A 22625-nucleotide genomic window follows, 5' to 3' on the forward strand; every position below is an offset into this window, starting at 1 on the left:
TCAATAATCCTTCGAATAGCGCAGATTCGCTGACGATCCCGCATTGGTGCCCGTCTTCGACAGCAGGCTCAGTGTCTTGGATAGCGAGATTTCCAGCTGCGTAGCGGTGAAGCCCTTGGGATCGGTGATCACCTCCACATAGATATTGTTCGAGATATGCTGTCCCACCGCCAATGATGTGCCGCGCCCTGTCGCCTCGTCTCCGCTCACGATGCCGATACGATCGACACCCGAAGCATTCTGCAATTTACCCATGGGATTGAGCCCGCCACCCCCGCCGCGCAGGCCGTTGAGCGCGGCGGCCAACTGAATCGCCTGCGTCGCGGAAAGGTTCGCGACATTGTCGCCGAACAGGATGCGGGCCAGGATTTCATCCTGTGGCAGGCTGGGCGTCGAAATAAAGCTGATGTCCGGGCGCTGTGCCGTGCCGCCAACCGCGATACCTGCCGTCACCGTATTGATGCGCGTTTCTGCGCGGATCGCCAGTACCGGGTTCATCATTGGCCCGTTGAAGGTGATAATACCCTGTTCAAGATCGAACTGATGACCCGAAAAGCTGTAACGACCCCGGATTACTTCGATTTTCCCCACGACGCGCGGAGCTTTGGTGGTGCCGGTCACGCGCATATTGGTCTTCCATTCGGAATCAAGACCCATCCCGGTCAGGTAGATCTCGTTGTCAGCACGCACGCGTATGTCGAGTTTCCAATCGGCTGGCGCAGCTGCCGTCTGGCGTGAGGCGAGACGCTGATCCAGCAGGTCTATACCCTCACCCTTCCGCCGTACGCCCTGCAACTGCCGGATCTCAGCGCCGCCCTGCCAGGCAATGCGATAGCGCGTTTCAGGCAGCCACAAGTCCCCCTTGATCAACCCGCCATTGGTCGCACTGTTGGTGACGTTGACGGTCCCGCTGACCACGCTGGTGATCGCCTCGCTGCGGGCAATGCGCGCGCGGTCCAGCTTCACCGCGATATTCATGGGAAAACCGCTGTCTGCCGCCAACCCGACCGAACCGCTCGCCTGCACCGTGCCATCGCCGGCCCGGCCAGAGAAATCGCGTATCTCCAGCCGGTCATTAGTGAAGCGCCCGTCCAGCCGCATCTCTGTTAACCGTGTTCCGAATGTTTCATTTTCATAGGTCAGCGCATTGGCGCGGACGATGCCGTTGAGGCGCGGTGCCGTCAGGCGGCCATTGAAATCCGCCGCGACAGCGATGGGACCGCTCAAACGCTGGTCGGCGAGCCCGGCGAAGGAGAAGAGAACATCGGCAGGCCCTGCATAGCGAATGCCTCCTCCCAGCGGCGCTGACTGAAGCTGCTGCGTCCAGCTTGCTCCCGGTCCCGGCGGGGTAAGTGTCGCGATAAAGCGTCCGAGAGGCGCACCTCCTCTGCGGATGAGGCCGCGCAGGTCGCCGCCGCGGCTGGAAAGCTGGCCTTCCATGGCCATGGATACAGGGTTCGACACGGCAGTAAGGCTCGACCGGCGGAAATCGCTGATCGAAAGGCGTGTGGTCGCTGTAGGGAAGGCATTCCCATTCTGGGCGAAGTCAAGCGCGCCTGTCGCCTTGCCGCTAATGCCAAGGCCGGGGCTCATCAGGTTTATGATGGCAAGGTCGAAATCTTTGAACCGCGCCTGCAATGCGGGTTGATTGCCGAAACGCCCGGCGAGATCAACCCGGCCCTGCGGCAGCACAAGCGTCGCAGGTTCCAGCCTGTAACCTTGCCGCTCGATGCGGATGATCGCAGGCTGCGCGAAGCGGAAGGGGATGTTGCTCGCCTTACCCTCGATCGCGACAGCATAGAGGGTGGGCCGCAGGGCCGCGTTCATGGCCACGGAGAAAGGCACACCGGTAGATCCGTCCGCCACCAGTTGCGCTCGGCCCCTCCCACCCTGATAGTAGATCCGTCCCCGGGCCTTGCGCACCACATAGTCGCCGTAGGCCGCGTTCGCCATCTGCACATCGGCGACGATGCGCGGCTGATCAGCCAGTACCATGTTCGCAGTCAGGATGGCGCGGCCGATAACGACGTCCGCCTCGCCGGGCAATTTGGCGTTGCTCGCGGTCGCGTTTACGGCGACGCCTTGCGCCTTGCCTACTGCTGAGAGGCGAGTGGTCCCGCTGATGCCGGACCCGTTCATGGCGAGCTGACCGGCGAATGGACCAGCAGCGGTCTGTTGCAGTCGGCCATTCATGTCGACACCCGCAAAGCGCGCGCGTGCGATATCTATGGTCAGCGGCCCCTTCGCTGTGCGGATCAGCACATTGGCGAAGAAGGGACCATAGGCGGAGCCGCCCGTTGCCTCCAGCCGGTAACCCGCCGCCTCGCCATTCAGCTTTGCAACGACGTTGGACAATTGCCCGCCCACATTGGGCCGGGGTGCGCGCAGCACCGCCTGCGGACGCTCCATCGTGCCGCGCACGCTCAACGCCAACGGCCCATATCGACGGGAGGTTGCGGCGGCGTCGAAGGTCACCGCGCCGTCCGTATCATAGCTGCCGGAACCCGAATGAACGCGGAAATTGGGCGCCGAGCCCTTGAGGCCCGCCAGCGTGAACTTGCCCTCTGGCGTCATGCCGATGCGGCCCGACATGACCGCATTTCCGCCCAGGAAATCGCGAACCGACGCATTCTCCCATCGTGCCGTCCGCACGCCGAATTTGCCCGAAAGGCCCCAGCCGCCTTTCGGTCCCGGCACCAATTCAACGTCCGTGGTCAAGTTGACGATGCCCACCCCGTCGATCTTGTAGTCGTTCACGCGACCTTTGAGGGCACCGCGATAAACTGCGTTGTCGAGGTCAGCGAGGACAATTGCAGTCGCGTCCACTCGGTCGCTGTTGATTTTCAGATTGTCGCTGATGAGCTTGCCTGCAGCATAGGCGAAGTCACCCTTAACCCGCAGGTTCTGCAGCAACCCGCCCGCTGCGGCATTGAGCCCCGTCACCTTCCGCGCCGTTGCGTTTATAGGGATACGAATCCGGTCGGTGTCGATGACGGCGCGGCCGCTGGCCTTCAGTCCTTCGATACCCGTTTGATCAAAGGCTAGCAGAGCGGCGCTAAGATCATAATCGATGAACGGCGTCGCCATCGGCCCGTCCAGGGTGATCGAAGCGCGAACATCCTTGCCGCGCACCTTCTCGATGATCGCGCCGGGGGCGAGGAGGGCTGCGTCGATCTTAAGCCCGCTGAAGCGGCTTCGGCCCAGATCAACCAGCCCCTGCGCGGTTGCCGCCAGCGCGGTAGAACGGAGCGACCCTTTAAGATTGACCCGCCGTTCGTTCAAACCGGCGAAGATATCGACGTCCAGCGCTGGAGCCGTCAGCCGGTCTACGGTCCCGGCAAAGACCAGTCCTGGCCGCACCGGACCCTTTGCCGTGAAGTTGCCATCACGTGCCGCCAGCGCGATATCGGCAAGCTGCCCCTTTGGCGAGCTTGCGACGATCCGCCCATTCCAGGCTTGCCATGTGCCACGGCCGTCCAGAGTCGCGGTCATTCCGTCGGTCAAGCCACTCATCTTGGCGATCACTCCGCCCTTCGGGGCAGTCAGCGTGCCTTTCATCGCGAGCCGATTCTGTTCCGGCACCGCATCCAGCCAAGCTTGCAAACGGTCGCCACTGTCCACCACCGCATTTGCGCTGAGCTGCGCACGTCCATCGGCGATATGGGTGACACCGTCGATCGTAATGTCGCGCTTCTGGCCAATTACGGGTCTCGCAAGCACGAACTTGGCAATCTTCAGTCGATCGACGTCGATATCTAGATCGGGAAGGATCGGCGCATTCGGATCGGTCTTCGTAACGTTGAACTGCGGACTGCGGGCCAGCACCACGAGAGGACTTTCCAGGAGACGCACGCTGATATGATTGTTGATGTAGCGGAACGGACTCCACACGACATGGACGCGGGGGCTGACTGCGAAAGGCCCCTTGGGGTCCCGCAGCACCAGATCATGGATGATCATGTCGCTGTAAACAGAACCTTCGATGCGGCCGACCTCTATCGCCATGCCCGATTCCAATTTCAGCGCGGCAATCTGCTGGATCAGGAATTTCTTTCCCGGCTGCGTGTTAAGGAACAGCAGCAATCCCGCCGCGAGTACGACGAATGCGGCGATCAGACCCAAGCCGCCCAGCATGATCTTCTGCCACAGCGGCCAGCCACGCCGGATCACGATCGTTTCGGCTTCGCCACTGTGAAAGGGCGTCTCTTCTGCCATCAGAATGCCTGCCCGATGCCGATATAGAGAGTAAATTTGGACTCGCCCGGCTGCCGATTGATCGGCATGGCTATGTCAGCGCGGAATGGCCCGAAATCGGTGTAGAAGCGCCCGCCCACGCCCACGCCATAGCGGATATTGGAAAATTTCGGGATCCAACTTTCGTAAACCTGGCCTGCATCGACGAACGCGACCACGCCATAATTGCCAAAGCGGTAGCGTCCTTCCACAGCAAATTCATTGACCGACCGGCCCCCGATGGGATCGTCATTAACGTCTTTCGGCCCCAATTCCTGATAGCCAAAGCCGCGCACCGATCCGCCACCGCCTGCATAGACTCGGCGAGACGGCGCAATCTGGTCACGCGCCACGCCGCTGATCGTGCCAATCCGGGTCCGGGCCGCGACCACCAAGGCATCGGACAGAGGATAATAGCCGCTAAGGTCAAAGGTCCCCCGGACATAGGGCGACACATTGCCTTGCAGCGATGCTTCTGGCGAAACGCGAAGATTGGCACGAAAACCCTTGGTGGGATTGAGCAGATCGTTCGACCGGTCGTAGCCCAGCTGCATGGGCAGCGAGCCAATGAAATAAGTCAGCCGCTTCGTTTCCGCCGTGGCTGGATCGATCGTGGTCTTTTCGTTCGAAAGCAGGGCTTCCGCGCCATAGGTATAGGTCCAGCGCTTCTGGAATATCGGAGTTGATTGCCGCGCCCAGCTGATGTTGAGGCCAGCAGTGAAGGCTTCATAGGCATCATATTTCTGATGGTTGAGCAGCGCGCCCGCCTGAAACGTTCTGTCTCGTTTGCCCGCATTTGAGCGGCGGAAGGTGCCGGAAACGCCCTGCTCCTGCGTGCCGGCGATTACCCTGGCGATCAGCGCGCCTTCTGGCGGGAAGAGATTGCGGTGCGTCCATGTAGCCTCAGCCCGAAAGCCTTGGCCTGTGCCGTAACCGATTTCGCCGGCCAGCGTGCGCGGCGGACCGGCCTCCTGCTCGACGTGCAGATCGACATATTGGGTGCTGTCCGGTCCAGGCTCGTTCGTCCGTACCGGATCCACGGCTACGCTAGAAAAGAGGCCGGTCGCCACCAGCGCGCGACGCAGATCGTCCACCTTGCGGCTGTCATATAGCTCGCCAGGCTTGAAGCGGCTGATCACCTTCACATGGTCCGCGTCAAATGCCAGCTTACTGCCTGAAGTGGTGATCCCGCGAAACGAACCGCGCGGCCCCACATCAACCGGCAACGTATAATCGCCCGTCACCGTTGCGGGGTCGAGCAATATGTCACGCTCTCCGACCTTGGCGAAGGGATAGCCATTTTCCGGCAATTTCACGCCGACGTTGGCTTCCGCGCTCTCGACGTTCGCTGCGATGATGTAATCGCCGGTATTCAGTGGCAGGCTGTCGCGGACCAGATTGGGAGGGACGGTCGGCCCAGCATTCATGACGATCGCGCCGATCTTGTACCGCTTACCAGGCGTCACGGACAGAATGGCCTTCAACCCGCCATCGCCGGTCTGATCCAGCGAAGCGAGCGCCGCAGCATCATAATAGCCCTGTGAATAGAATAACCGTACGGCCAGCGCTTCATCCTCATGCGCGCGCGCCTGTACCATGGCGGCGGTCTCTGCGCGCCCGTCCCCATCGACCAAGGCAGACTCGTCGCGGAACTCGTCTTCCAAGCCGGTATTGCCGAACCCGTCTATCTGGACGGCATAGCGTACCTCCGGCGTTTTCTTGTTCGGATCGCCAGTTTCAACTTGCGCCGGAACAGTGACGCTTTCCAGAGGCGGCAGCGGCTGCGCCAGTTCAGCTTCAGCGGCCGGCTCTGTGGCGGGGGGCAGTTCTGCAGGCGCGCTTGCCTGCGGCATCTGCTGATCGATCCAGCTCTCAATCGACGGCAGGGGCGCGGAAGGGTTCGCGGGGCCCGCCTCGCCCGCTTTGGGAAGGCGCGATTCAAATTCGTCGTCGGGTAGAATTGGCGGCTCTGGCTCCGCCATGGCGGAACTGGCCGGAGTTTGCGCATAGAGCGCCGTTGGAGATGCAGCGATCATCAGGACGCCCAAGGCATGCCGGACGCGTTTCGCCTGCCTTGGACTCATTTAAACTTCGCCGCCCCTTTTTCAGTCCGCCGTGCACGCGCGCGGAGGGGGGATACGCTCAATGCCTCGCTTCGGTTCCCCTCATGTCGGCGAGCCGCTTCCATCAGCCGTCCGACGGGTCTAGGGATCGGTCATGACAATCGCGCTCAACGTTTCCCGCTCGATCCTTGGACAACCCTGGCGTTGGCGTGGCGCGGGCGCGGATGCGCGGCAACCCGGCTATCTACCCGATGACTTGGTGACGCAGTTGCTGCTGGCACGCGGCTGCCCCAGAGACGCGGTCGAGGCGCACCGCAACCCGACAATCCGCCACTTCATGCCGGATCCCAGCCTGTTCCGGGACATGGACAGTGCGGCCGAACGTCTGGCCGATGCGGTTCAAAAATGCGAGCAGGTCCGCATCTTCGGCGACTATGACGTTGATGGCGCAACGAGCGCTGCCCTGCTGATCCGCTTGCTGCGTGACCTTGGCCTCGCCGCGAAGCCCTATATCCCGGACCGGCTGATGGAAGGCTATGGCCCCTCGGGTGAAGCGCTGGTGCGGTTGGCGGGGGAGGGTGCGACCCTGATCGTTACCGTCGATTGCGGCGCTCAAGCCTTTGAAGCGCTCGCAATGGCGAAGGCGGTCGGCGTCGATGTCGTTGTCGTCGATCACCATAAATGCGCCGCTGCGCTCCCCGAGGCTTTCGCTCTCGTCAATCCCAACCGCCTCGACGAAGCGGAGGAAGCAGCCGCTCATGGCCATCTGGCGGCGGTTGGCGTCGCCTTCCTGCTGGGCGCCGCACTGATCCGTGTCTTGCGTAAGAGAGGATGGTTCAATGAGCGCGCTGAACCCGCGCTGATGGAACTTCTCGACATCGTAGCGCTCGGCACCGTGGCAGATGTCGCGCAATTGAGGGGCCTCAACCGCGCCTTCGTTGCTCAGGGGCTAAAGATCATGGCGAAGCGCCGCAATATCGGCATCTCCGCCTTGATCGACGCCAGCCGTCTCAGTCGCGCGCCGTTATGCCATGACCTGGGTTTTGCGCTTGGTCCTCGTATCAATGCGGGCGGCCGCGTCGGCAAGGCGGATCTTGGGGTGCGCCTGCTCACCACCGAAGACTCGCTGGAGGCTGCGCGCATTGCTGCTGAGCTCGACCAGTTCAATGAGGAGCGCCGCGCCATTGAAGCGGGTGTGCAAGCTGAGGCGGAGGAGTTGCTTGCTGCGCAGGGCAACCGCGCCGTCGCCGTGATCGCTGGTCCTGGTTGGCACCCCGGCGTGATCGGGATCGTTGCTGGGCGTATCAAGGAGAAGGCGGGGCGCCCCGCGATCGTCATCGCCATTGATGAGGATGGGACGGGTAAGGGTTCGGGCCGGTCCATCTCCGGCGTCGATCTTGGCGCAGCGGTGCTGGCCGCGAAGGACAGCGGTTTGCTCGTCGCGGGCGGCGGCCATGCCATGGCGGCCGGGCTAACGGTGGCGGCCGACAAGCTAAATGCCTTGGCGGATTTTCTTGACGAACGTCTCGCCCCCTCCGTGGCGCGCGCGCGCGATGACCGCGCGCTGCTGATCGACGCCGTGCTGGCTCCCGCCGGCGTCAATCCGGACTTCGTTGCTGCAATAGAGGCGGGTGGACCTTATGGCGCGGGCTGGCCTGCGCCCCTTGTCGCCGCCGGACCCATGCGCGTGATCAAGGCCGATGTTGTCGGAAACGGCCATTTGCGCGCCATCATGGCGGGCGAAGATGGCCGCTCGATCAAGACGATCGCCTTTCGTCAGGCCGAGACTGACCTTGGCCAAGCGATCCTTGGCGCGCCACGTGACCGAAGGCTGTGGGTCGCAGGCCGCGCCAAGATCGACGATTGGGGCAGCCGTCCTGCCGCCGAGTTGCATTTGGAAGACGCTGCCTGGGCGGATTGAGAGGCAAGGTCGTTTTTCCTGTCGCAAGGGGGTTGACCGCCGCAGGCTCCCCCCCTAAAGCCGCCCTCGCTTCGCAGCGCTGCCTAAGCGGCTCTGCATGTGGCCCCTTCGTCTAGCGGTTAGGACGCGGCCCTTTCACGGCTGAAACACGGGTTCGATTCCCGTAGGGGTCACCACTCACGCCGGAATTGGCGGAGTTGTGCGGAACAGGCCATAGATCAACGCTTCATTCACTGCCCGGTGTACGAAACAAGGCGCCGCTGACGCAGTCCCATTGTGACGCGAAGTCCCGGTTGAATCGTTCCGGATGGAGGGGCATCACGCCATCGCGCCGAAGTCGGGAAGACATCCTGGGGCGTAGAACATGCCAGTGCGCTGAACGCTATTTCGGCATCTCTGAAATCACCGAAGACGAGCTCCCCTCTTCTGTTCCGATCCTCGTCACGTTACAGCGCGAGATCGGTCGTCCTCCAGCCGAAGCGGTTCCAGGCTCGCTACACTGCCTGTCGCAGAAGCTGAACCGGCAACGTTCGGAGTTCGTCTTCTACCTTTTCCGTCATACGCTGAAGCGCGCCTTGCCCGACGACCCGCACACGAAGGAAGAAATCGCGGCCCTCTTGACCGTGGCGGTCTCCCTTTCAGGGAGCAGTACCGTCATTCCCATCTATGGCGTCATTGCCCCGCGGCAGAATGTCGCTGCGGGAATCTACCAGGACCTCATCGTCGTCGGCATCGTCTATTAGCGCTGTCAGGGCGGTGATCTCGACGTTGAGCCCCACGAATCGCTCAGGATTGCCATTGTGGCCGGACACAGCCCTGCCCATCCCTAGCACCCAGCGGACAGTGTGGTCGGCGCTGACCGTGCGGTAGCAGATGCGATAGGTCTCACCCGAAGCGATGTATTCCTTTAGCTTTGCCACCACTTGCTCGCGGTCGTCGTCATGAACAGTGCTTGACCAGACCTCTCCGGTAAGTTCGAGCGGGCCTTCCGCGCTCAGCCCGTGCATGGCCCGGCTGCGTTCGCAAAAGCGTACTACTCCAGAGGCCAGATCGAGGTCCCACAGGCCCACCCCTGCGTTTCCCTGAGCCAGTTCCAGCCGTTTCAATGCCTCCTCAGCGGTCTGCTGAGCTGCTTTGATGTGGGTGATGTCGCTCGCGCTGCCAACCATGCGAAGCGGCAGCGCGGTGACCGGATGACGAGCCACGATGCGGCCGCGGTCGAGGTTCCACAGCCAGCCACCATCTGATCGGCGCAGGCGGTACTCACACCGAAAGCTTTCGGAACAGCCCTCAAGATGGTCATTCAGACTCCGGGTAAGCGTCGGCAGGTCCTCGGGATGGACGAGATGGACAAAATTATCGAAAGTCGGGGAGAATGCACCAGGGCCATAGCCGAGCCGTGCTAGAAAGGCCGGCGACATCGCCACTTCGCCGGTCTGCATATCCCAGTCCCACGCTCCGTCGCCTGCCGCTTCTAGTGCTTGGAGTAGGTTCTCCTCGCTTAATCGCAACTGCGCGCTTGAATATCTTTCGTGGCTGATGTTGCGGAAGCAGATTTGCAAGCCCGCAGAATATGGTCGTACGCTTGCGTCGAGCCAGGAACGTAGGTCGGGCTCGTAGAACTCGAAGCGCGTCGGCCGGCGGTCCGCCGCAGCCCTGTGCAGCTCGTCCCAGGCACGGGTGCTGGCGGCGAGCGGAAACCGCTCCCATAGCTCAACGCCAATAAGATCCTGACCACAGGCTATCAATTGGCGGGCGTTGGCGTTGATATAGGTAAAGCGCCATTCGTGATCGACCAGGAACACGCAGTCGGTCGTGCCCTCAAGGATGTCAGTTGGGTGGGGAAGTGGGGGGATCGCGCCGTTGCCGGCCGCGGGCGCCGTCTGCTCGCTGCTAATTGCGGAGGTGTCGTCTTGTTCGTCCAGTGGCGGATCCGAGGCATGGGCTTCGCTCAGTGGAGTCAACTCGGCATCGATTGCCATGCGCAAGGCCTCGGCGAGACTGCCGACATCTAGCTCTTCCATTGTGGTGGCCCGGTAGAGTTCGACCGTTCGGGGACTGAGAGCAAGACGCTGCGCGATCACTTTGTTGCTCATCCCGGCGAGCAGGCCCTGGAGGACTTGACGCTTACGGGGAGACAAGCGCCCGATCCGCGTACGCGCCGAGGATTTGCGCCGGCGCTGATCCGCGGAGTCGCGCGATCGGTCCAGTGCGCGCTCGATGGCGGCAATAAGCTCGAATTCCTCATATGGCTTCTGAAGGAAATCAAACGCTCCACGCCGCAACGATTCAACCGCGGCAGAGACAGAAGTGTTTTCACCGATCATGATAACTGGGGTGGAGCAGCCCCGAGCTTCTAGCTTGGCTAGAAGGTCGGGTGCGCCGCGACCGTGCATTTCCCAGTTGAACAACACGCACCCGTCGCGCAGTCGCCGCTGCGCCAGTAGCTCCTCCGCGCTAACGTAGATCTCCGTCTTGTACCCTCGGCCGGCAAGCAGATAGCTTAAAGCGGCTCGAACTTTGGCGTTGTCCTCGACAATGTGAATCACGAATGGAATGGCGGATCTCGGTAAATGCGACGCGCCGCGCATCAGCGGCTGACTGTTGGAGTGCTAGCTGGATTCGGTGTCAACGCGGTCAAGCAAGCGTTACGAGCACTCGGTGATCCCAGGATGGACATAGTTAATCCTCCTCAATTTTTCAATTCTAGCTGCCTACAGGGCGACTACAGTCGGGTTTCTACAATGCCTTGGTGAAGGCCTTTGGCCCGGGCTAGGTGTGTAGACCGGTCCGAGCTAGCGGAGGGGCTTGGCATGGGATACTTGACCGCCGATTCACAATTTATGGGCTCGATCACAAAGGTGAGCCGGGCTGACCGCGGCCCGCGCCGAACAAGGGCGCGATCGCTGAAGGCGGCGCTCCACGACAGTGAGGCTCTGAGCCGCAGCATCCTTGAATCGAGCGCCGATTGCATCAAAATACTTTCGTGTGACGGGACGATTCAGTTGATGAACGCTCCCGGTCTCTGCGCGATGGAGCTGGTCTCGGCCGACCAGATCGTCGGACGCGAGTGGAGCCTCGTTTGGCCTGAAGCCATGCAGTCCCAAGTTCGCGCCGCTGTCGTTCGGGCCCGCAGCGGATTGACGGCGCGGTTCACGGGCTTTTGTGCAACCGCGCTCGGCTCGCCGCGCTGGTGGGATGTCGTGGTCAGTCCAATGCACGCCGAAGATGGCACCGTCTTGCGGCTCCTGGCAATCTCGCGCGACGTGACTGCGGCGCGGGTTGCGGCGGACGAGCTACGTTGGGCTAGTGAGCACGATGATCTCACCAAGCTGCCTAATCGCCGAGCCTTTGAAGCTCATCTCCGGGCGATGACGATCCGAGCCATGGATGTGAACGCACGAATTGGACTGTTGCTGATCGACCTCGATCACTTCAAGCATGTGAACGACACCTTGGGGCACGGCGCCGGCGACCTCCTGCTGAAGACGTTCGGGAGGCGGCTGAAGGAAACGCTGCGGATCCAAGATTACGTCGCTCGTCTTGGGGGCGATGAATTCGCCGTCATCCTGCCGGGCATCGAAGGAGAAGCGGAGATGCTGGCGGCGGGTCAAACTATCCTTTCTCGGCTGCAGGAACCGATCGTCTTCGAGGGCCGTGTGATAGGAAGCGGAGCCAGCATCGGCGGCGCCATGTTTCCCCGTGACGCCAGTTGCGCCAATGACCTGCTCAAACATGCCGACACCGCTCTCTACGCGCTCAAGGCGTCGGGGCGCGGTGGCACCAAAATGTTTCACGGCAATATGCGTGAGCAGCTGCAGATGGCGGCTACACAATTGAGCTTGGCCCGGAGGGCGATTTCAACTCGGTCGCTCGTACCTGTCTATCAACCCAAAATTGAGATGAAGACGGGCAGAACCGTCGGCTTTGAGGCGCTCATGCGTTGGCGCCACCCCACACGCGGCCTTCAGCTACCCGATACGCTGGCAGAGGCGTTCAAGGACTATGAGCTGGCCTCTGCCATTGGCGAGCTGATGCAGAACGAAGTGTTGCGTGACATCGCGTCGTGGAACGCGCGCTCGCTGGGCATTGGCCGTGTCTCCATCAACGCCGCGCCAGCCGAGTTTCTGCGCGACGACTATGCCGAGCGGCTAATCGGTCGGCTGAAGGAACAGGACCTGTCGCCCGAGCTGATCGAGATCGAGGTTACGGAGCATGTGCTCCTCGATCGCGGTGCGGAGTACGTTAGCCGTGCCCTGAAAGTGCTGAACGAGGCTGGGGTGCGTATAGCCCTGGATGATTTCGGCACGGGATATTCGTCACTGTCGCACCTGCGCGATTTCCCGGTGAAAGTGGTCAAGATCGATCGCTCTTTCGTCGCGAGGGTCAACACCGATCCGCAGACTGCCGCGATCGTCCACGCGATTGCCGATCTGGCGGCGAATTTGGGGATCGATGTAGTGGCGGAAGGCATCGAATGCTCTGAACAGGCTCGCTACCTTCAAGAGGTGGGCTGCGGCTACGGCCAAGGCTATTATTTCGGCCGTCCGTCGCAAGCCGATGAGGTGCCGCAGCTTCTCTGTGCAAACCGACCGCCGCAGTTAGAGGCGTTTGGAGGGTGTGAGGTTTAGAGTGAGATGCTCACCACGCTAAGGACTCTAACTACAAGCAGTCAGAAATTCGAAACATTGTCTCAGACAGTGCATATGTTTCGTAATGATTATGGTTCATAGTTATAATTTTGGTCGATACAATGACAATAACGTTTGAACAGGCGCGCAAATCTCTTGCCTTTCTTGAGCATCATCAAATCGAACCAACGGTCGTATATTATGAAATGGCATTGGCATATATTACGGGAGCAATCCCGGATTTAGTCAAAGACATCGAGACACGGACGGATGGCGGTATCCGCTTGGCTGGCAGTGAAGCTGATACAATTGTTCAGGACTTCCTCGGAAAAAACAGGGCGGCGCTCGACAAGCGAGAGAAAGAAGTGGCGCAGCAAACGAGGCAGCTGGGAGACCTGACGTCAGAGGTCCAGCAGGTGACCAGCGGCGTAGAGCGTGATGTAGCAAACACAGTCAGCGAAGCTGCCGGATGGCCAGCGGCAACCAGTGAATTTTTGAGCCGTCTAGCTGATGCCGAACGCGAACTCGCCGAGTTGCGAAGCAATGTTGCAAAGCTCCAGGAGCGAATCGATAACAAGGCAGATGGTGGGTGGGACGAAGGTCGGGACACCTTGACCCAAGCGCTCAACAGAGATGGAGCGCACGACCTATTGCGAAAGCTGACCAGTGATGGTCGAAGCTACATAATCATTATGTTCGGGCTAGATAATTTGGCGGATCTTAACGCAAAGCATGACCGGTCCGTTGGCGACAATATACTTAGCGCACTCGCATCTACACTACGAGATTTCTTCCAAGAGCAAGAGTTGATCCGTTGGGCGGGCAATCAGTTCATAGTCGTTTTGAGAGAAACCCCGCTCATGCATGCGCGTGTGATGGCTGAGGAGGCCTTGCTGGCTATGTCACAACGGCGGTTGAGACTACGCGGTACCGGAGAATGGATAGGTGTGGTGACGGCGTCGGCCGGCATCGTAGTCGGCCATCGCGAGATCACGACAGACGTTTTGGAACTGGCGCGCGCCAATCTCGTATCTGCGTCAGAAGCAGGAGGCAACCGCGTCAAAGGCTAGCACGTGGTTCGCCGATCGGCGGGAGAGGGTATTCTTCCGCATTTTTGCCACTCGCGATCGATGTGGCCAAGCGGGGTGGTCCACCTCCCCACATTCGCCTTTCGCGTCATCGGCTGCGGCTGGCTGAACAGATGGCAGGTTCCAGCTTCGCGCATCGAAAGACTGAACCGCCGAAGTTGGCGCGCTACCGATGGGCCGCCAGAAACCACCGATGACGCTCAACGCACGCAGCATCAGCTGGATCGCGCGCAGCCTCGGTACTAAAGTTCCTTAGGCCAAAGCCAGCCGAGGTTCCTAAAAATTTCTCGTGATCCTAGAGCAGGGACGGAAGCTTCCCTAGAGGTGGTGCGAAACATTACCAAGAGCCGATTGGCGGCAACGAAGGCGCTGATATCTTAAAGCTTTATCGCAACGGGCTCGTTCCGGCGGGTCACTATTATATCGGCCATCTTCGCAGTGCGAGGTGTTGGCCGCTGGGATCAAAGCAGCATCGCGACCGTTCTTCATGCCTCGGCGGTTCGGTATGAAAGGCATAAGATCGCGTGGCGTCCCTCCATTGGCCAAGCCAGCTCATCATCGTCCGTCATGGACAAAGCGCCGGGAACGTCGCACGTGATGCCGCGACGGAGGCGCAGGCGGACAGGATTGCTCTGTCGGTACGCGACGCTGATGTGCCCTTGAGCACCCTTGGACGCGAACAGGCGCGGGCTCTCGGCCACTGGTTTGCAAGCGCTGCGGAGGATAATCGCCCTGAAATCCTGCTCTCCTCGCCCTATCTTCGCGCTTTCCAGACGGCTCAGGTCTTCCGCGAGGCCGGAGGCACGCGCGCTGACGAACCGATCTGTTTCGACGAACGGCTGCGCGAGAAGGAGTTTGGTATATTAGATGGCCTCACCACGTCCGGCATTCGCAATCTGGAAGCCGAACAGTTCGAATTTCGCCGCATGCTCGGCAAATTCTACCATCGCCCGCCGGGCGGAGAGAGTTGGTGCGATGTCATCCTGCGGCTCCGGTCGGTCATGGACACCATATCTCTGCACTATGCTGGTCGCCGGGTGATGATCTTCACCCATCAGGTCGTAGTGCTGTGCATGCGCTACATCATAGAGGGGCTGAATGAGGCGGAGATATTGGCGATCGACCGGGCTGGCGACGTCGCCAACTGCGCGATTACCGACTATGTCTATGATCCATTGCACGGCCGTAGCGGAGGGCTTGTGCTACGGCGCTATAATGTCACGGCGCCAATGGAAGAAGAAGCGACGCCTGTCACCCGCGAACCCGACGCGATCGCAGGGGCCCGCGGATGACCCCCGCCGATCCGCTCGACGCCGAATGGTTGCGCGCCCATCCGCTCCCGATATTGGAAAGCGATTCGGACAAGAACAGCCGCGGCCGCGTGCTGGTGGTTGGCGGCGCGGAATTCGTCCCCGGCGCGCTGCGCCTGACAGGAGAGGCTGCGCTGCGAGCAGGGGCCGGCAAGCTGCAGATGGCGACCGTCAGGTCTGCGGCCATGTCCCTTGGCGTGCTAGTGCCAGAAGCGGCAATGATTGCGCTGCCCGCGCAGGAGGATGGCGAAATCGCCGCTGGGGCTGCCGATCGATTGGCGCCACAGCTTGCGCGCTGTGATGCGCTTGTCCTGGGGCCCGGCATGAATGTGAGCGCGCAAACCGATGATCTGGTCGCTGCGGTCCTCGCCGGGACCAAGGCGCATGTCACCACCATTCTTGATGCCGCGGCCCTGACATCCGCTCGCGAACTCCAATCGCTGATCGCACGACATGAAGGTCACATCATCCTGACGCCTCATCATGGGGAAATGGCGATTCTGACTGGCCAAAGCGCACAGTCCATTGCCGCCAATCCAGCTGCGATCGCGCGCCGCGTGGCAGGTGATTTCCAGGCCATCGTTGTTCTAAAGGGGGATCGCAGCGTGATCGCAGGGCCAGACGGCGCCTGCCTTCTGCATGAGGGTGGTTGCGTCGGTCTTGCAACCGGCGGCTCCGGCGATGTGTTGGCAGGGATCATCGGTGGCCTCGCCGCGCGTGGAGCCGAACCTTTAAGGGCAGCGGCATGGGGAAGCTGGCTGCACGGCCGGGCGGGCCGCGAACTCGCCCGCACGATGGGACCGATCGGCTTTCTTGCCCGCGAGCTTCTGCCGCTAATCCCCAGGCTGCTGGAGGAGCCCGGCCGCCGATAGCAGTCGTTCCGCATCCGAATTCATCTTTGCGCGTTTCATGGTCATGAGCGACAGTTTTTCTATCCTTCCGCACTTGGTCCCGATCGTCATTGCCTATTGTCTGGCACTCCCCATCGGCTGGAACCGCGAGCAGGCGGAGCGTAGTGCGGGCCTACGCACCTTTCCGCTTGTAGCGGTGGCAAGTTGCGGCTTTGTTCAGGCTGTTGAGTCCACAGTGGGACAAGACGCGTCGGCGCTAGCCCGCGTGCTCGAGGGGGTAATTGCAGGCATCGGCTTTCTGGGCGGCGGCGCGATCCTGCAACAGAAACATTCGGTAAAGGGTACAGCAACAGCCGCCAGCCTGTGGATCACTGGCGCAATCGGGCTTGCAGCAGGTCTTGGAAGCTATGATGTGGCGATCGTCCTTACCGCCTTCACGCTGCTGACCTTCTGGGTCATGGCACCGCTGAAGCCGGAAGAAAATGAACGCGGTGAAGAAGAGAAGATCAGTAAGCCCGGTTCTCCGCGCTGAGTTTGCTTAACCCAGCGCAGCCTGCTTTTCCGCGGCCAGTCGGTCCAGTTCCGCCCGGCTCTTTTTCTCGCTCGCGGATTTGAGTTGACCACAAGCCGCCATGATGTCCCGCCCGCGCGGGGTGCGAACCGGCGCGGAAATGCCGCCTTCGAAGACGATGTCGGAAAAGCGTTTGATCCTTTCTGGCGTCGAACATTCATAGTCGGTGCCGGGCCAAGGATTGAACGGGATCAGGTTGACCTTGGCGGGCAGCTTGAACTGCCGGAGCAGTCGTACAAGTTCGTGCGCGTCCTCGTCGCTGTCGTTCTTGTCCTTGATCATCACATATTCAAAGGTGATGCGTCGCGCATTGTTAGCGCCGGGATAGTCGGCGCAGGCCTGCAGCAGATCTTCGATGCCATATTTCTTGTTCAGCGGGACCAACTCGTCGCGCACATCCTTGGTCACCGCGTGCAGCGATACGGCGAGGTTGACGCCAATCTCCTGCCCGGCGCGCGCCATCATCGGGACCACGCCGGACGTGGACAGAGTGATGCGCCGCTTAGACAGGGCAAGGCCATCGCCGTCCATCACGACCTTCAGCGCGTCACGTACATGGTCGAAATTATAGAGCGGCTCGCCCATGCCCATCATCACGATGTTGGTGAGCATCCGGCCATCGGTCGTATATTGCGGAGTGTCGTCGGTTTCATCGTCATTGGCTGACGCCATGCTGCCCTTGGGCCATTCGCCCAGCGCATCTCGGGCGAGCATGACCTGCCCGACGATCTCGCCGGGCGTCAGATTGCGAACAAGCCGCATAGTGCCGGTATGGCAGAAGCGGCAGTTGAGCGTGCAACCGACCTGGCTTGACACGCAAAGCGTCCCTCGATCCGCGTCCGGTATGAAAACCATCTCATAATCCTGGCCGTCGTCCGAGCGGAGCAGCCATTTGCGGGTGCCGTCGCTCGATACCTGCGCCTCCACCACCTGCGGCCGTCCGACGACGAAACGCTCCGCCATCCAGCCACGCATCGGCTTGGCCAGATCGGTCATGGCGGCGAAGTTGGTTTCGCCCCTATGATAGAGCCAATGAAACAACTGCTTCGACCGCAGCTTCGCCTGCTTGCCGTCAAGGCCCGCCTCCTCGAGCGCGCCCTTGATCTGCGGGCGGGACAGGCCCATCAGATCGACACGCCCGTCTTCACGCGGCGTGACCGCACGCGGCACAGGCACAGGATCGATAGCGCCGGGAATCGGCATGAGAGGCGTAGCGGATGATTGCATGGCGCGCCCATAGCCGATTTTGCGGAAATTATCTAGCGTCCGGATTCCAAGGCGTACCGTACTCCTGCCTTCGTAGGGAGGCGGTTCCTTTACCGCAGCCGCGCGCAGCCCAATGCTGCCGCGTCGATGGCCGTCGCCGCTCCCCGTAGCGCATAGGTGTCTGCGAATGCTCGCCCGTTCGCTCCTGACGTCTGCACGCTCATGCTGCTGGCCGATCGCATGGCGGCGATTATGGCGGCGTCCGCTCGCGGGTCTGCGGCCCAGGCGTCTGCCTTCCCGGCCACCAGCGTGAAGCGGCGTTCGCCCACGCTTAGTATCACCGGCGCGTCGTCTCGCCGAACGCGGCTCAGGCGGAAATGCACCTGTCCCCGGACGCGTTGTCGAGGCCAACTGCCGACTGCCGCAAAGCCGTCGCCGCCACGGCTGACCGGTTCTGAAATGGCGTAGCAGCGTGGAGTAGCCGGATCGCGAAAGGCGCCCCATGCCTCGAACATGCCCAGTGAATCCCGCGCGGACGCAGGCGTAGCGATCAGCAGCAACAGGGCCAAAGCGCGTTTCATCCGGCTCGGCAAAGCGCATGCTGTCCTTTTTTGCAACCCTTCGCCTGTCGAAACGATCAGCAGGCGCTTGCCGCCGCCGCCACAGTAGCTATGAAGGATCATCCATCATTGTCGCCCGGATTCGACCGTCTTCGGGCTTTGCGCAGAAAAGAAACGGACAAACAGGGACATGAAGGCCACCATCGAACGCGCAACGCTCCTCAAGAGCCTGAGCCACGTCCAGTCGGTGGTCGAGCGGCGCAATACCATACCGATCCTGTCCAACGTGCTGATCGAAGCGTCAGCCGATGGCGCGATCAAGCTGATGGCGACCGATCTTGACCTCCAGATCGTGGAAAGCGTTTCGGCCCAAGTCGAACAGCCTGGCGCGACCACCATTTCCGCTCACACCCTGTTCGATATCGCCCGCAAGCTGCCCGAAGGCAGCCAGGTTTCGCTTCAGGCGGCCGAGGGCAAGATGCTGATCCAGGCGGGGCGGGCGCGCTTCAATCTTTCGACGTTGCCGCGTGATGATTTCCCGGTGATTGCGGAAGGCGATTTGCCGACCAGCTTCGAGCTGCCGGCCGAAACCATGAAGCAAATCATCGATAAAACGCGTTTTGCGATTTCGACGGAAGAGACGCGTTATTATCTGAACGGCATCTATTTCCATGTGTCGGACGAAGGGCAGCCGGTGCTGAAGGCCGCGGCGACCGACGGCCACCGCCTTGCCCGGGTTACGGTGCCGCGTCCCGATGGCGCGGACGGCATGCCGGGTATCATAATACCGCGTAAGTGCATTGGCGAGCTACGCAAGCTGCTCGACGAGGTCGAAGGATCGGTTCAGATCACCCTGTCCGCCAGCAAGATCCGCTTCGGCCTGGGGAGCGCGATCCTGACGAGCAAGCTGATCGACGGGACCTTCCCCGACTATAGCCGCGTCATCCCGACGGCGAACGACAAGCTGCTCAAGATCGACCCGCGCAGCTTCGAGGAAGGCGTCGATCGCGTCGCCACCATCGCCACAGAAAAGACCCGCGCGGTCAAGATGACGCTCGATCGGGACAAGATCACCCTGTCGGTCACCAGCCCGGAAAATGGCACCGCGGCCGAAGAAGTTCCTGGCGCGTTCCAGGGCGAAGGCTTCGATATCGGCTTCAACGCCCGCTATCTGCTCGACATCCTCGGCCAGATCGACAGCGAGACGGTGGAACTGCATCTCGCCGACGCTGCTGCGCCGACGCTGATCCGCGAAAATGACCGCAGCCCTGCGCTCTACGTGCTGATGCCGATGCGGGTCTAGGCGGAGCCGAAACATGCCGTCATGCTGAACCAAGTTCAGCATGACGGAGGATTTTGTAGCCCCCGCCCAAAAAGCTTGACCTGGATCAAGTAAGTTTCTTTCAATATCTGCGCGTTACGCATCGGGCATGGCCCCGCCGCGCATCAGGTTGAACGATACATTGTCCCGGCCGGGCGATCTCGCCATTGCCCTGGGCTTGACGGAAGGCGGGACGGATGTGTCGGCCTTTTGGATCTCTGGCGCTTTCAACCACATCTCCCGGCTTTGGCCGCTAATTCTGCTCGGCAAGCTGTCCACCATCGCGCTGCTGCACGTTCCGCTGTTCCAGTCCGGCGCCCTTTCCCAGGCGCTTATCCTGGCCTTCATGCTGCTGGTGGACGGGCTGTTGATCCTCGGCCCGCGCGGCCAATGGTTTCAAAGCCAGCGTCCCCATGTGCAAAAATGGCTGATGCTGCCAGTGGTGCTGCTGTCGGGCATGTCGTTCAGCCTCCTCCTAAGCTCCGGTGAATTCGCCGGCCCTTTGTCGGTGTCGCTGGCTGCGGAGGTTGCAGTCGCGCTGCTCGCCGTTTCGATTTTTGGTGATCGCCGCCTGCTGGGCGTCAGCTATTTTCTCGGCACGCTGCTGGTTTCAATCATTCAGGGAGCAGGCTTCGCGCAGGTGGGGCTGCTGCTCAGCTGTATAGCCGTCATGCTGCTGGCAGCAGTGCGTCAGGCGGTGGCCGACCTGGAACGCGCAACGGCCCAGCATCACCAGGATCTGCGCGCGCAGCGCTCCGACCGGCTGCTGCAGGAATATGAACAGTCGGGTCAGGGCTGGTTCTGGGAAACCGACCGTCACGGCTGTCTCACCTATATCTCCAACACGTTGTCGCAGACGCTGGATATTCCCGAAGAGGAACTGGCGGGCCGGCCGATCACGGAAATCGTATGCGCTGGCGATCATCAGCATGGCGCGGGCGAACGCACGCTGGGTTTTCACCTGTCGGCGCGGACCGGCTTTTCCGACATACATGTCCGTGCGGCTGCGACGCGTGATGAGCGCTGGTGGTCCATCTCCGGCCAGCCCATCTTCAACGAATATGGGCAGTTTCACGGCTTCCGTGGCAGCGGCATGGACCTTACCGAAATGCGCCGAAGCCAGGCCGAGGCGAAGCGGCTTGCCCAGTTCGATTCACTGACGGGCCTCGCCAACCGTGTGCAGATGTTGCGGTCACTGGAGGATGCGGTTGCGGGACCGCCCGGGCGGCCGGGCGACTGCGCCCTGCTGATGCTGGACCTCGATCGGTTCAAGACGGTCAACGATACGCTTGGGCATCCTGCTGGAGACGCCCTCCTGCGGCAGGTGAGCCAACGGTTGGAGCGGGTGGTGGGCGATCGTGGGCTCGTCGGACGACAGGGAGGCGACGAATTCAAGATATTGCTTCCCGGCCGTCATGACCGGGCGGTTCTGACCCAGCTGGCGCAGACGATCATCAATTCACTATCGCAACCCTATACGGTCGAAGGCACCGCGGTTGTCATCGGCGTGTCCATCGGTATTTCCGCCTGCCCGCATGACGGCGATACGGCCGATGCGCTGATCCGCAACGCAGACCTCGCGCTCTATGCCGCGAAGGGCGACGGCCGCGGCGTCCACCGCTTCTATTCTTCGGAAATGCATGCCGATGCGGAAGACCGCCGGAAGCTGGAGGAGGATTTGCGTCACGCGCTTGCCTCCGACGGACTGCATCTCGTCTATCAGCCCGTCGTGTCTTCGCGGACCGAACGGATCACCGGCTATGAAGCCCTGCTGCGGTGGAACCACCCGGTACGCGGCGCCATTTCGCCTGCGGTCTTCGTGCCCATCGCGGAAGATACGGGGCTGATCGGCCCGATCGGCGACTGGGTGCTCCGCACCGCCTGTAGGGAGGCGGCTTTATGGTCTGACGACATTCGTGTGGCGGTCAACGTGTCGCCGATCCAGTTCGCCAATCCGGGGCTTCCCGCCACGGTCATGAGCGCACTTGCGGCTTCCCAACTTGCACCCGAACGGCTGGAACTGGAAATCACCGAAAGCGTGTTCCTGAACGATGATGACGGGACGGATTCGATGTTCTCCCGGTTGAAGGGCATCGGCGTGCGGCTGGCGCTCGACGATTTCGGCACCGGCTATTCCTCGCTGGGCTATTTGAAGAAAGCGCCGTTCGACAAGATCAAGATCGACCAGAGCTTCGTACGCGGTGCGGTGATGAACGGCAGCCGCAACAGCGCGATCATCAAGGCGATCGTCAGCCTTGCCGAAGCGCTGGGTATGGACACTACGGCCGAAGGGGCGGAGACGCAGGACGAACTGGCGCTGATCCGTCAACTCGGCTGCAGCCACATTCAGGGCTATGTCTATGGCCGCCCCTTGGGAGCCGCCGATGTGCTGCAGCGGCACAGCGATCACGGCACCATCGCCCTGATAGAGGGCTTTCAATCCAGCCGCCCCGAGCGCAAGACCATGCTCCGCACGGTAGCCGTGCATCATGAAGGTCATGTTTACACTGGCCGTATCCGCAATATCTCCTCGACGGGCGCGCTGGTCGAAGGCTTGTGGCATGTCCCCGAAGGCACGCTGATGGCTATCGAATTCAATGAGAGCCTGAGCGTCAACGCCGTGGCGCGCTGGTCCCGGGAGGATCGCATGGGTGTGGAATTCACCAGCAGCATCGACATTGCCGCCGCCTGCGCGATGCCCCGTTCGCTCGCCTCCTAGATTTTGTCCTGATTGGTAGGAAGCTCGACGCGCTACTGCGCAGGGAGGAGCCCAGTCCGGACGCGGGGCCTGGGCTCCTGCCTTTGCAGGAACAGCGTTCGACCTGAACAGAACAGGCGCTGAGCGAACGGCGCGCCCGGGCACAAAAAAA

Annotated in this window: 13 protein-coding genes, 1 tRNA gene and 1 pseudogene; 10 read left to right on the top strand and 5 right to left on the bottom strand. The window is 61.4% G+C overall.

Features of this window, described 5'->3' with window-relative positions; translation table 11 throughout:
* Both ACZ5Y5_RS13390 and ACZ5Y5_RS13395 read right to left on the bottom strand, forming a co-directional pair.
* Positions 1 to 4215, bottom strand: coding sequence for a translocation/assembly module TamB domain-containing protein (locus tag ACZ5Y5_RS13390; protein WP_464809083.1), 4215 nt, complete (start codon positions 4213 to 4215; stop codon positions 1 to 3).
* Positions 4215 to 6317 (bottom strand): autotransporter assembly complex protein TamA, encoded by a 2103-nt coding sequence (locus tag ACZ5Y5_RS13395; protein WP_464809084.1) that lies wholly within the window; start codon positions 6315 to 6317, stop codon positions 4215 to 4217. The genes ACZ5Y5_RS13390 and ACZ5Y5_RS13395 overlap by 1 nt, the downstream gene beginning before the upstream one ends.
* A gap of 133 nt (positions 6318 to 6450) precedes the next feature.
* Between ACZ5Y5_RS13395 and recJ the strand changes: the two genes are divergently transcribed.
* From recJ to ACZ5Y5_RS13410, 3 genes are all read left to right on the top strand, one after another.
* Positions 6451 to 8217: a single-stranded-DNA-specific exonuclease RecJ gene (recJ, locus tag ACZ5Y5_RS13400; protein ID WP_464809085.1), complete on the top strand. Its 1767-nt coding sequence runs from the start codon at positions 6451 to 6453 to the stop codon at positions 8215 to 8217.
* A 101-nt stretch (positions 8218 to 8318) separates the two neighbouring features.
* A tRNA-Glu gene (locus ACZ5Y5_RS13405) sits at positions 8319 to 8393 on the top strand.
* Positions 8394 to 8840: 447 nt separating this feature from the next.
* Positions 8841 to 8960: a spore coat protein U domain-containing protein gene (locus tag ACZ5Y5_RS13410; protein WP_464810548.1), complete on the top strand. Its 120-nt coding sequence runs from the start codon at positions 8841 to 8843 to the stop codon at positions 8958 to 8960.
* Positions 8961 to 8981: 21 nt separating this feature from the next.
* On the opposite strand, the pseudogene ACZ5Y5_RS13415 reads toward ACZ5Y5_RS13410, so the two are convergent.
* Positions 8982 to 10808 (bottom strand): annotated as a pseudogene (locus ACZ5Y5_RS13415) (response regulator transcription factor); the annotation flags it as partial.
* Between the two features lie 222 nt (positions 10809 to 11030).
* On the opposite strand from ACZ5Y5_RS13415, the gene ACZ5Y5_RS13420 reads away from it, so the two are divergent.
* The 5 genes from ACZ5Y5_RS13420 (at position 11031) to ACZ5Y5_RS13440 (ending at position 16629) form a co-directional block, all read left to right on the top strand.
* Positions 11031 to 12848, top strand: coding sequence for a putative bifunctional diguanylate cyclase/phosphodiesterase (locus ACZ5Y5_RS13420; RefSeq protein ID WP_464809086.1), 1818 nt, complete (start codon positions 11031 to 11033; stop codon positions 12846 to 12848).
* 122 nt (positions 12849 to 12970) lie between these two features.
* Positions 12971 to 13918: a GGDEF domain-containing protein gene (locus ACZ5Y5_RS13425; protein ID WP_464809087.1), complete on the top strand. Its 948-nt coding sequence runs from the start codon at positions 12971 to 12973 to the stop codon at positions 13916 to 13918.
* A gap of 542 nt (positions 13919 to 14460) precedes the next feature.
* A complete protein-coding gene (locus ACZ5Y5_RS13430) occupies positions 14461 to 15228 on the top strand; it encodes a histidine phosphatase family protein (RefSeq protein ID WP_464809088.1) in 768 nt (255 codons plus the stop codon).
* The gene (locus tag ACZ5Y5_RS13435) at positions 15225 to 16118 is read left to right on the top strand and encodes an NAD(P)H-hydrate dehydratase (RefSeq protein ID WP_464809089.1); all 894 of its coding nucleotides are present in this window, start codon (positions 15225 to 15227) and stop codon (positions 16116 to 16118) included. The genes ACZ5Y5_RS13430 and ACZ5Y5_RS13435 overlap by 4 nt, the downstream gene beginning before the upstream one ends.
* A gap of 43 nt (positions 16119 to 16161) precedes the next feature.
* On the top strand, positions 16162 to 16629 hold the full coding sequence (locus ACZ5Y5_RS13440; protein WP_464809090.1) for an MgtC/SapB family protein: 468 nt from the start codon (positions 16162 to 16164) through the stop codon (positions 16627 to 16629).
* 6 nt (positions 16630 to 16635) lie between these two features.
* Here the strand turns inward: ACZ5Y5_RS13440 and rlmN are convergent, their stop codons facing one another.
* Positions 16636 to 17895: a dual-specificity RNA methyltransferase RlmN gene (gene rlmN, locus ACZ5Y5_RS13445; protein ID WP_464809091.1), complete on the bottom strand. Its 1260-nt coding sequence runs from the start codon at positions 17893 to 17895 to the stop codon at positions 16636 to 16638.
* A gap of 89 nt (positions 17896 to 17984) precedes the next feature.
* Complete coding sequence (locus tag ACZ5Y5_RS13450; protein WP_464809092.1) at positions 17985 to 18455, bottom strand: hypothetical protein; 471 nt, start codon at positions 18453 to 18455, stop codon at positions 17985 to 17987.
* Between the two features lie 169 nt (positions 18456 to 18624).
* Between ACZ5Y5_RS13450 and dnaN the strand changes: the two genes are divergently transcribed.
* Together dnaN and ACZ5Y5_RS13460 are read left to right on the top strand one after the other, a co-directional pair.
* A complete protein-coding gene (gene dnaN, locus ACZ5Y5_RS13455; RefSeq protein ID WP_464809093.1) occupies positions 18625 to 19737 on the top strand; it encodes a DNA polymerase III subunit beta in 1113 nt (370 codons plus the stop codon).
* Between the two features lie 127 nt (positions 19738 to 19864).
* Positions 19865 to 22474 carry an EAL domain-containing protein gene (locus tag ACZ5Y5_RS13460; protein WP_464809094.1) on the top strand — a complete coding sequence of 870 codons (2610 nt, stop codon included), beginning with the start codon at positions 19865 to 19867 and terminating at the stop codon, positions 22472 to 22474.
* The last annotated feature ends 151 nt before the right edge of the window (positions 22475 to 22625 follow it).

This window comes from Sphingobium sp. TomTYG65 (genome assembly GCF_055395525.1).

Coding starts and splice junctions, on each gene's coding strand:
- recJ (WP_464809085.1), top strand. CDS start 6,451: ATGACAATCGCGCTCAACGTTTCCCGCTCGATCCTTGGACAACCCTGG.
- ACZ5Y5_RS13390 (WP_464809083.1), bottom strand. CDS start 4,215: ATGGCAGAAGAGACGCCCTTTCACAGTGGCGAAGCCGAAACGATCGTG.
- ACZ5Y5_RS13460 (WP_464809094.1), top strand. CDS start 19,865: ATGGCCCCGCCGCGCATCAGGTTGAACGATACATTGTCCCGGCCGGGC.
- dnaN (WP_464809093.1), top strand. CDS start 18,625: ATGAAGGCCACCATCGAACGCGCAACGCTCCTCAAGAGCCTGAGCCAC.
- ACZ5Y5_RS13440 (WP_464809090.1), top strand. CDS start 16,162: ATGAGCGACAGTTTTTCTATCCTTCCGCACTTGGTCCCGATCGTCATT.
- rlmN (WP_464809091.1), bottom strand. CDS start 17,895: ATGCAATCATCCGCTACGCCTCTCATGCCGATTCCCGGCGCTATCGAT.
- ACZ5Y5_RS13435 (WP_464809089.1), top strand. CDS start 15,225: ATGACCCCCGCCGATCCGCTCGACGCCGAATGGTTGCGCGCCCATCCG.
- ACZ5Y5_RS13395 (WP_464809084.1), bottom strand. CDS start 6,317: ATGAGTCCAAGGCAGGCGAAACGCGTCCGGCATGCCTTGGGCGTCCTG.
- ACZ5Y5_RS13450 (WP_464809092.1), bottom strand. CDS start 18,455: ATGAAACGCGCTTTGGCCCTGTTGCTGCTGATCGCTACGCCTGCGTCC.
- ACZ5Y5_RS13425 (WP_464809087.1), top strand. CDS start 12,971: ATGACAATAACGTTTGAACAGGCGCGCAAATCTCTTGCCTTTCTTGAG.
- ACZ5Y5_RS13420 (WP_464809086.1), top strand. CDS start 11,031: ATGGGATACTTGACCGCCGATTCACAATTTATGGGCTCGATCACAAAG.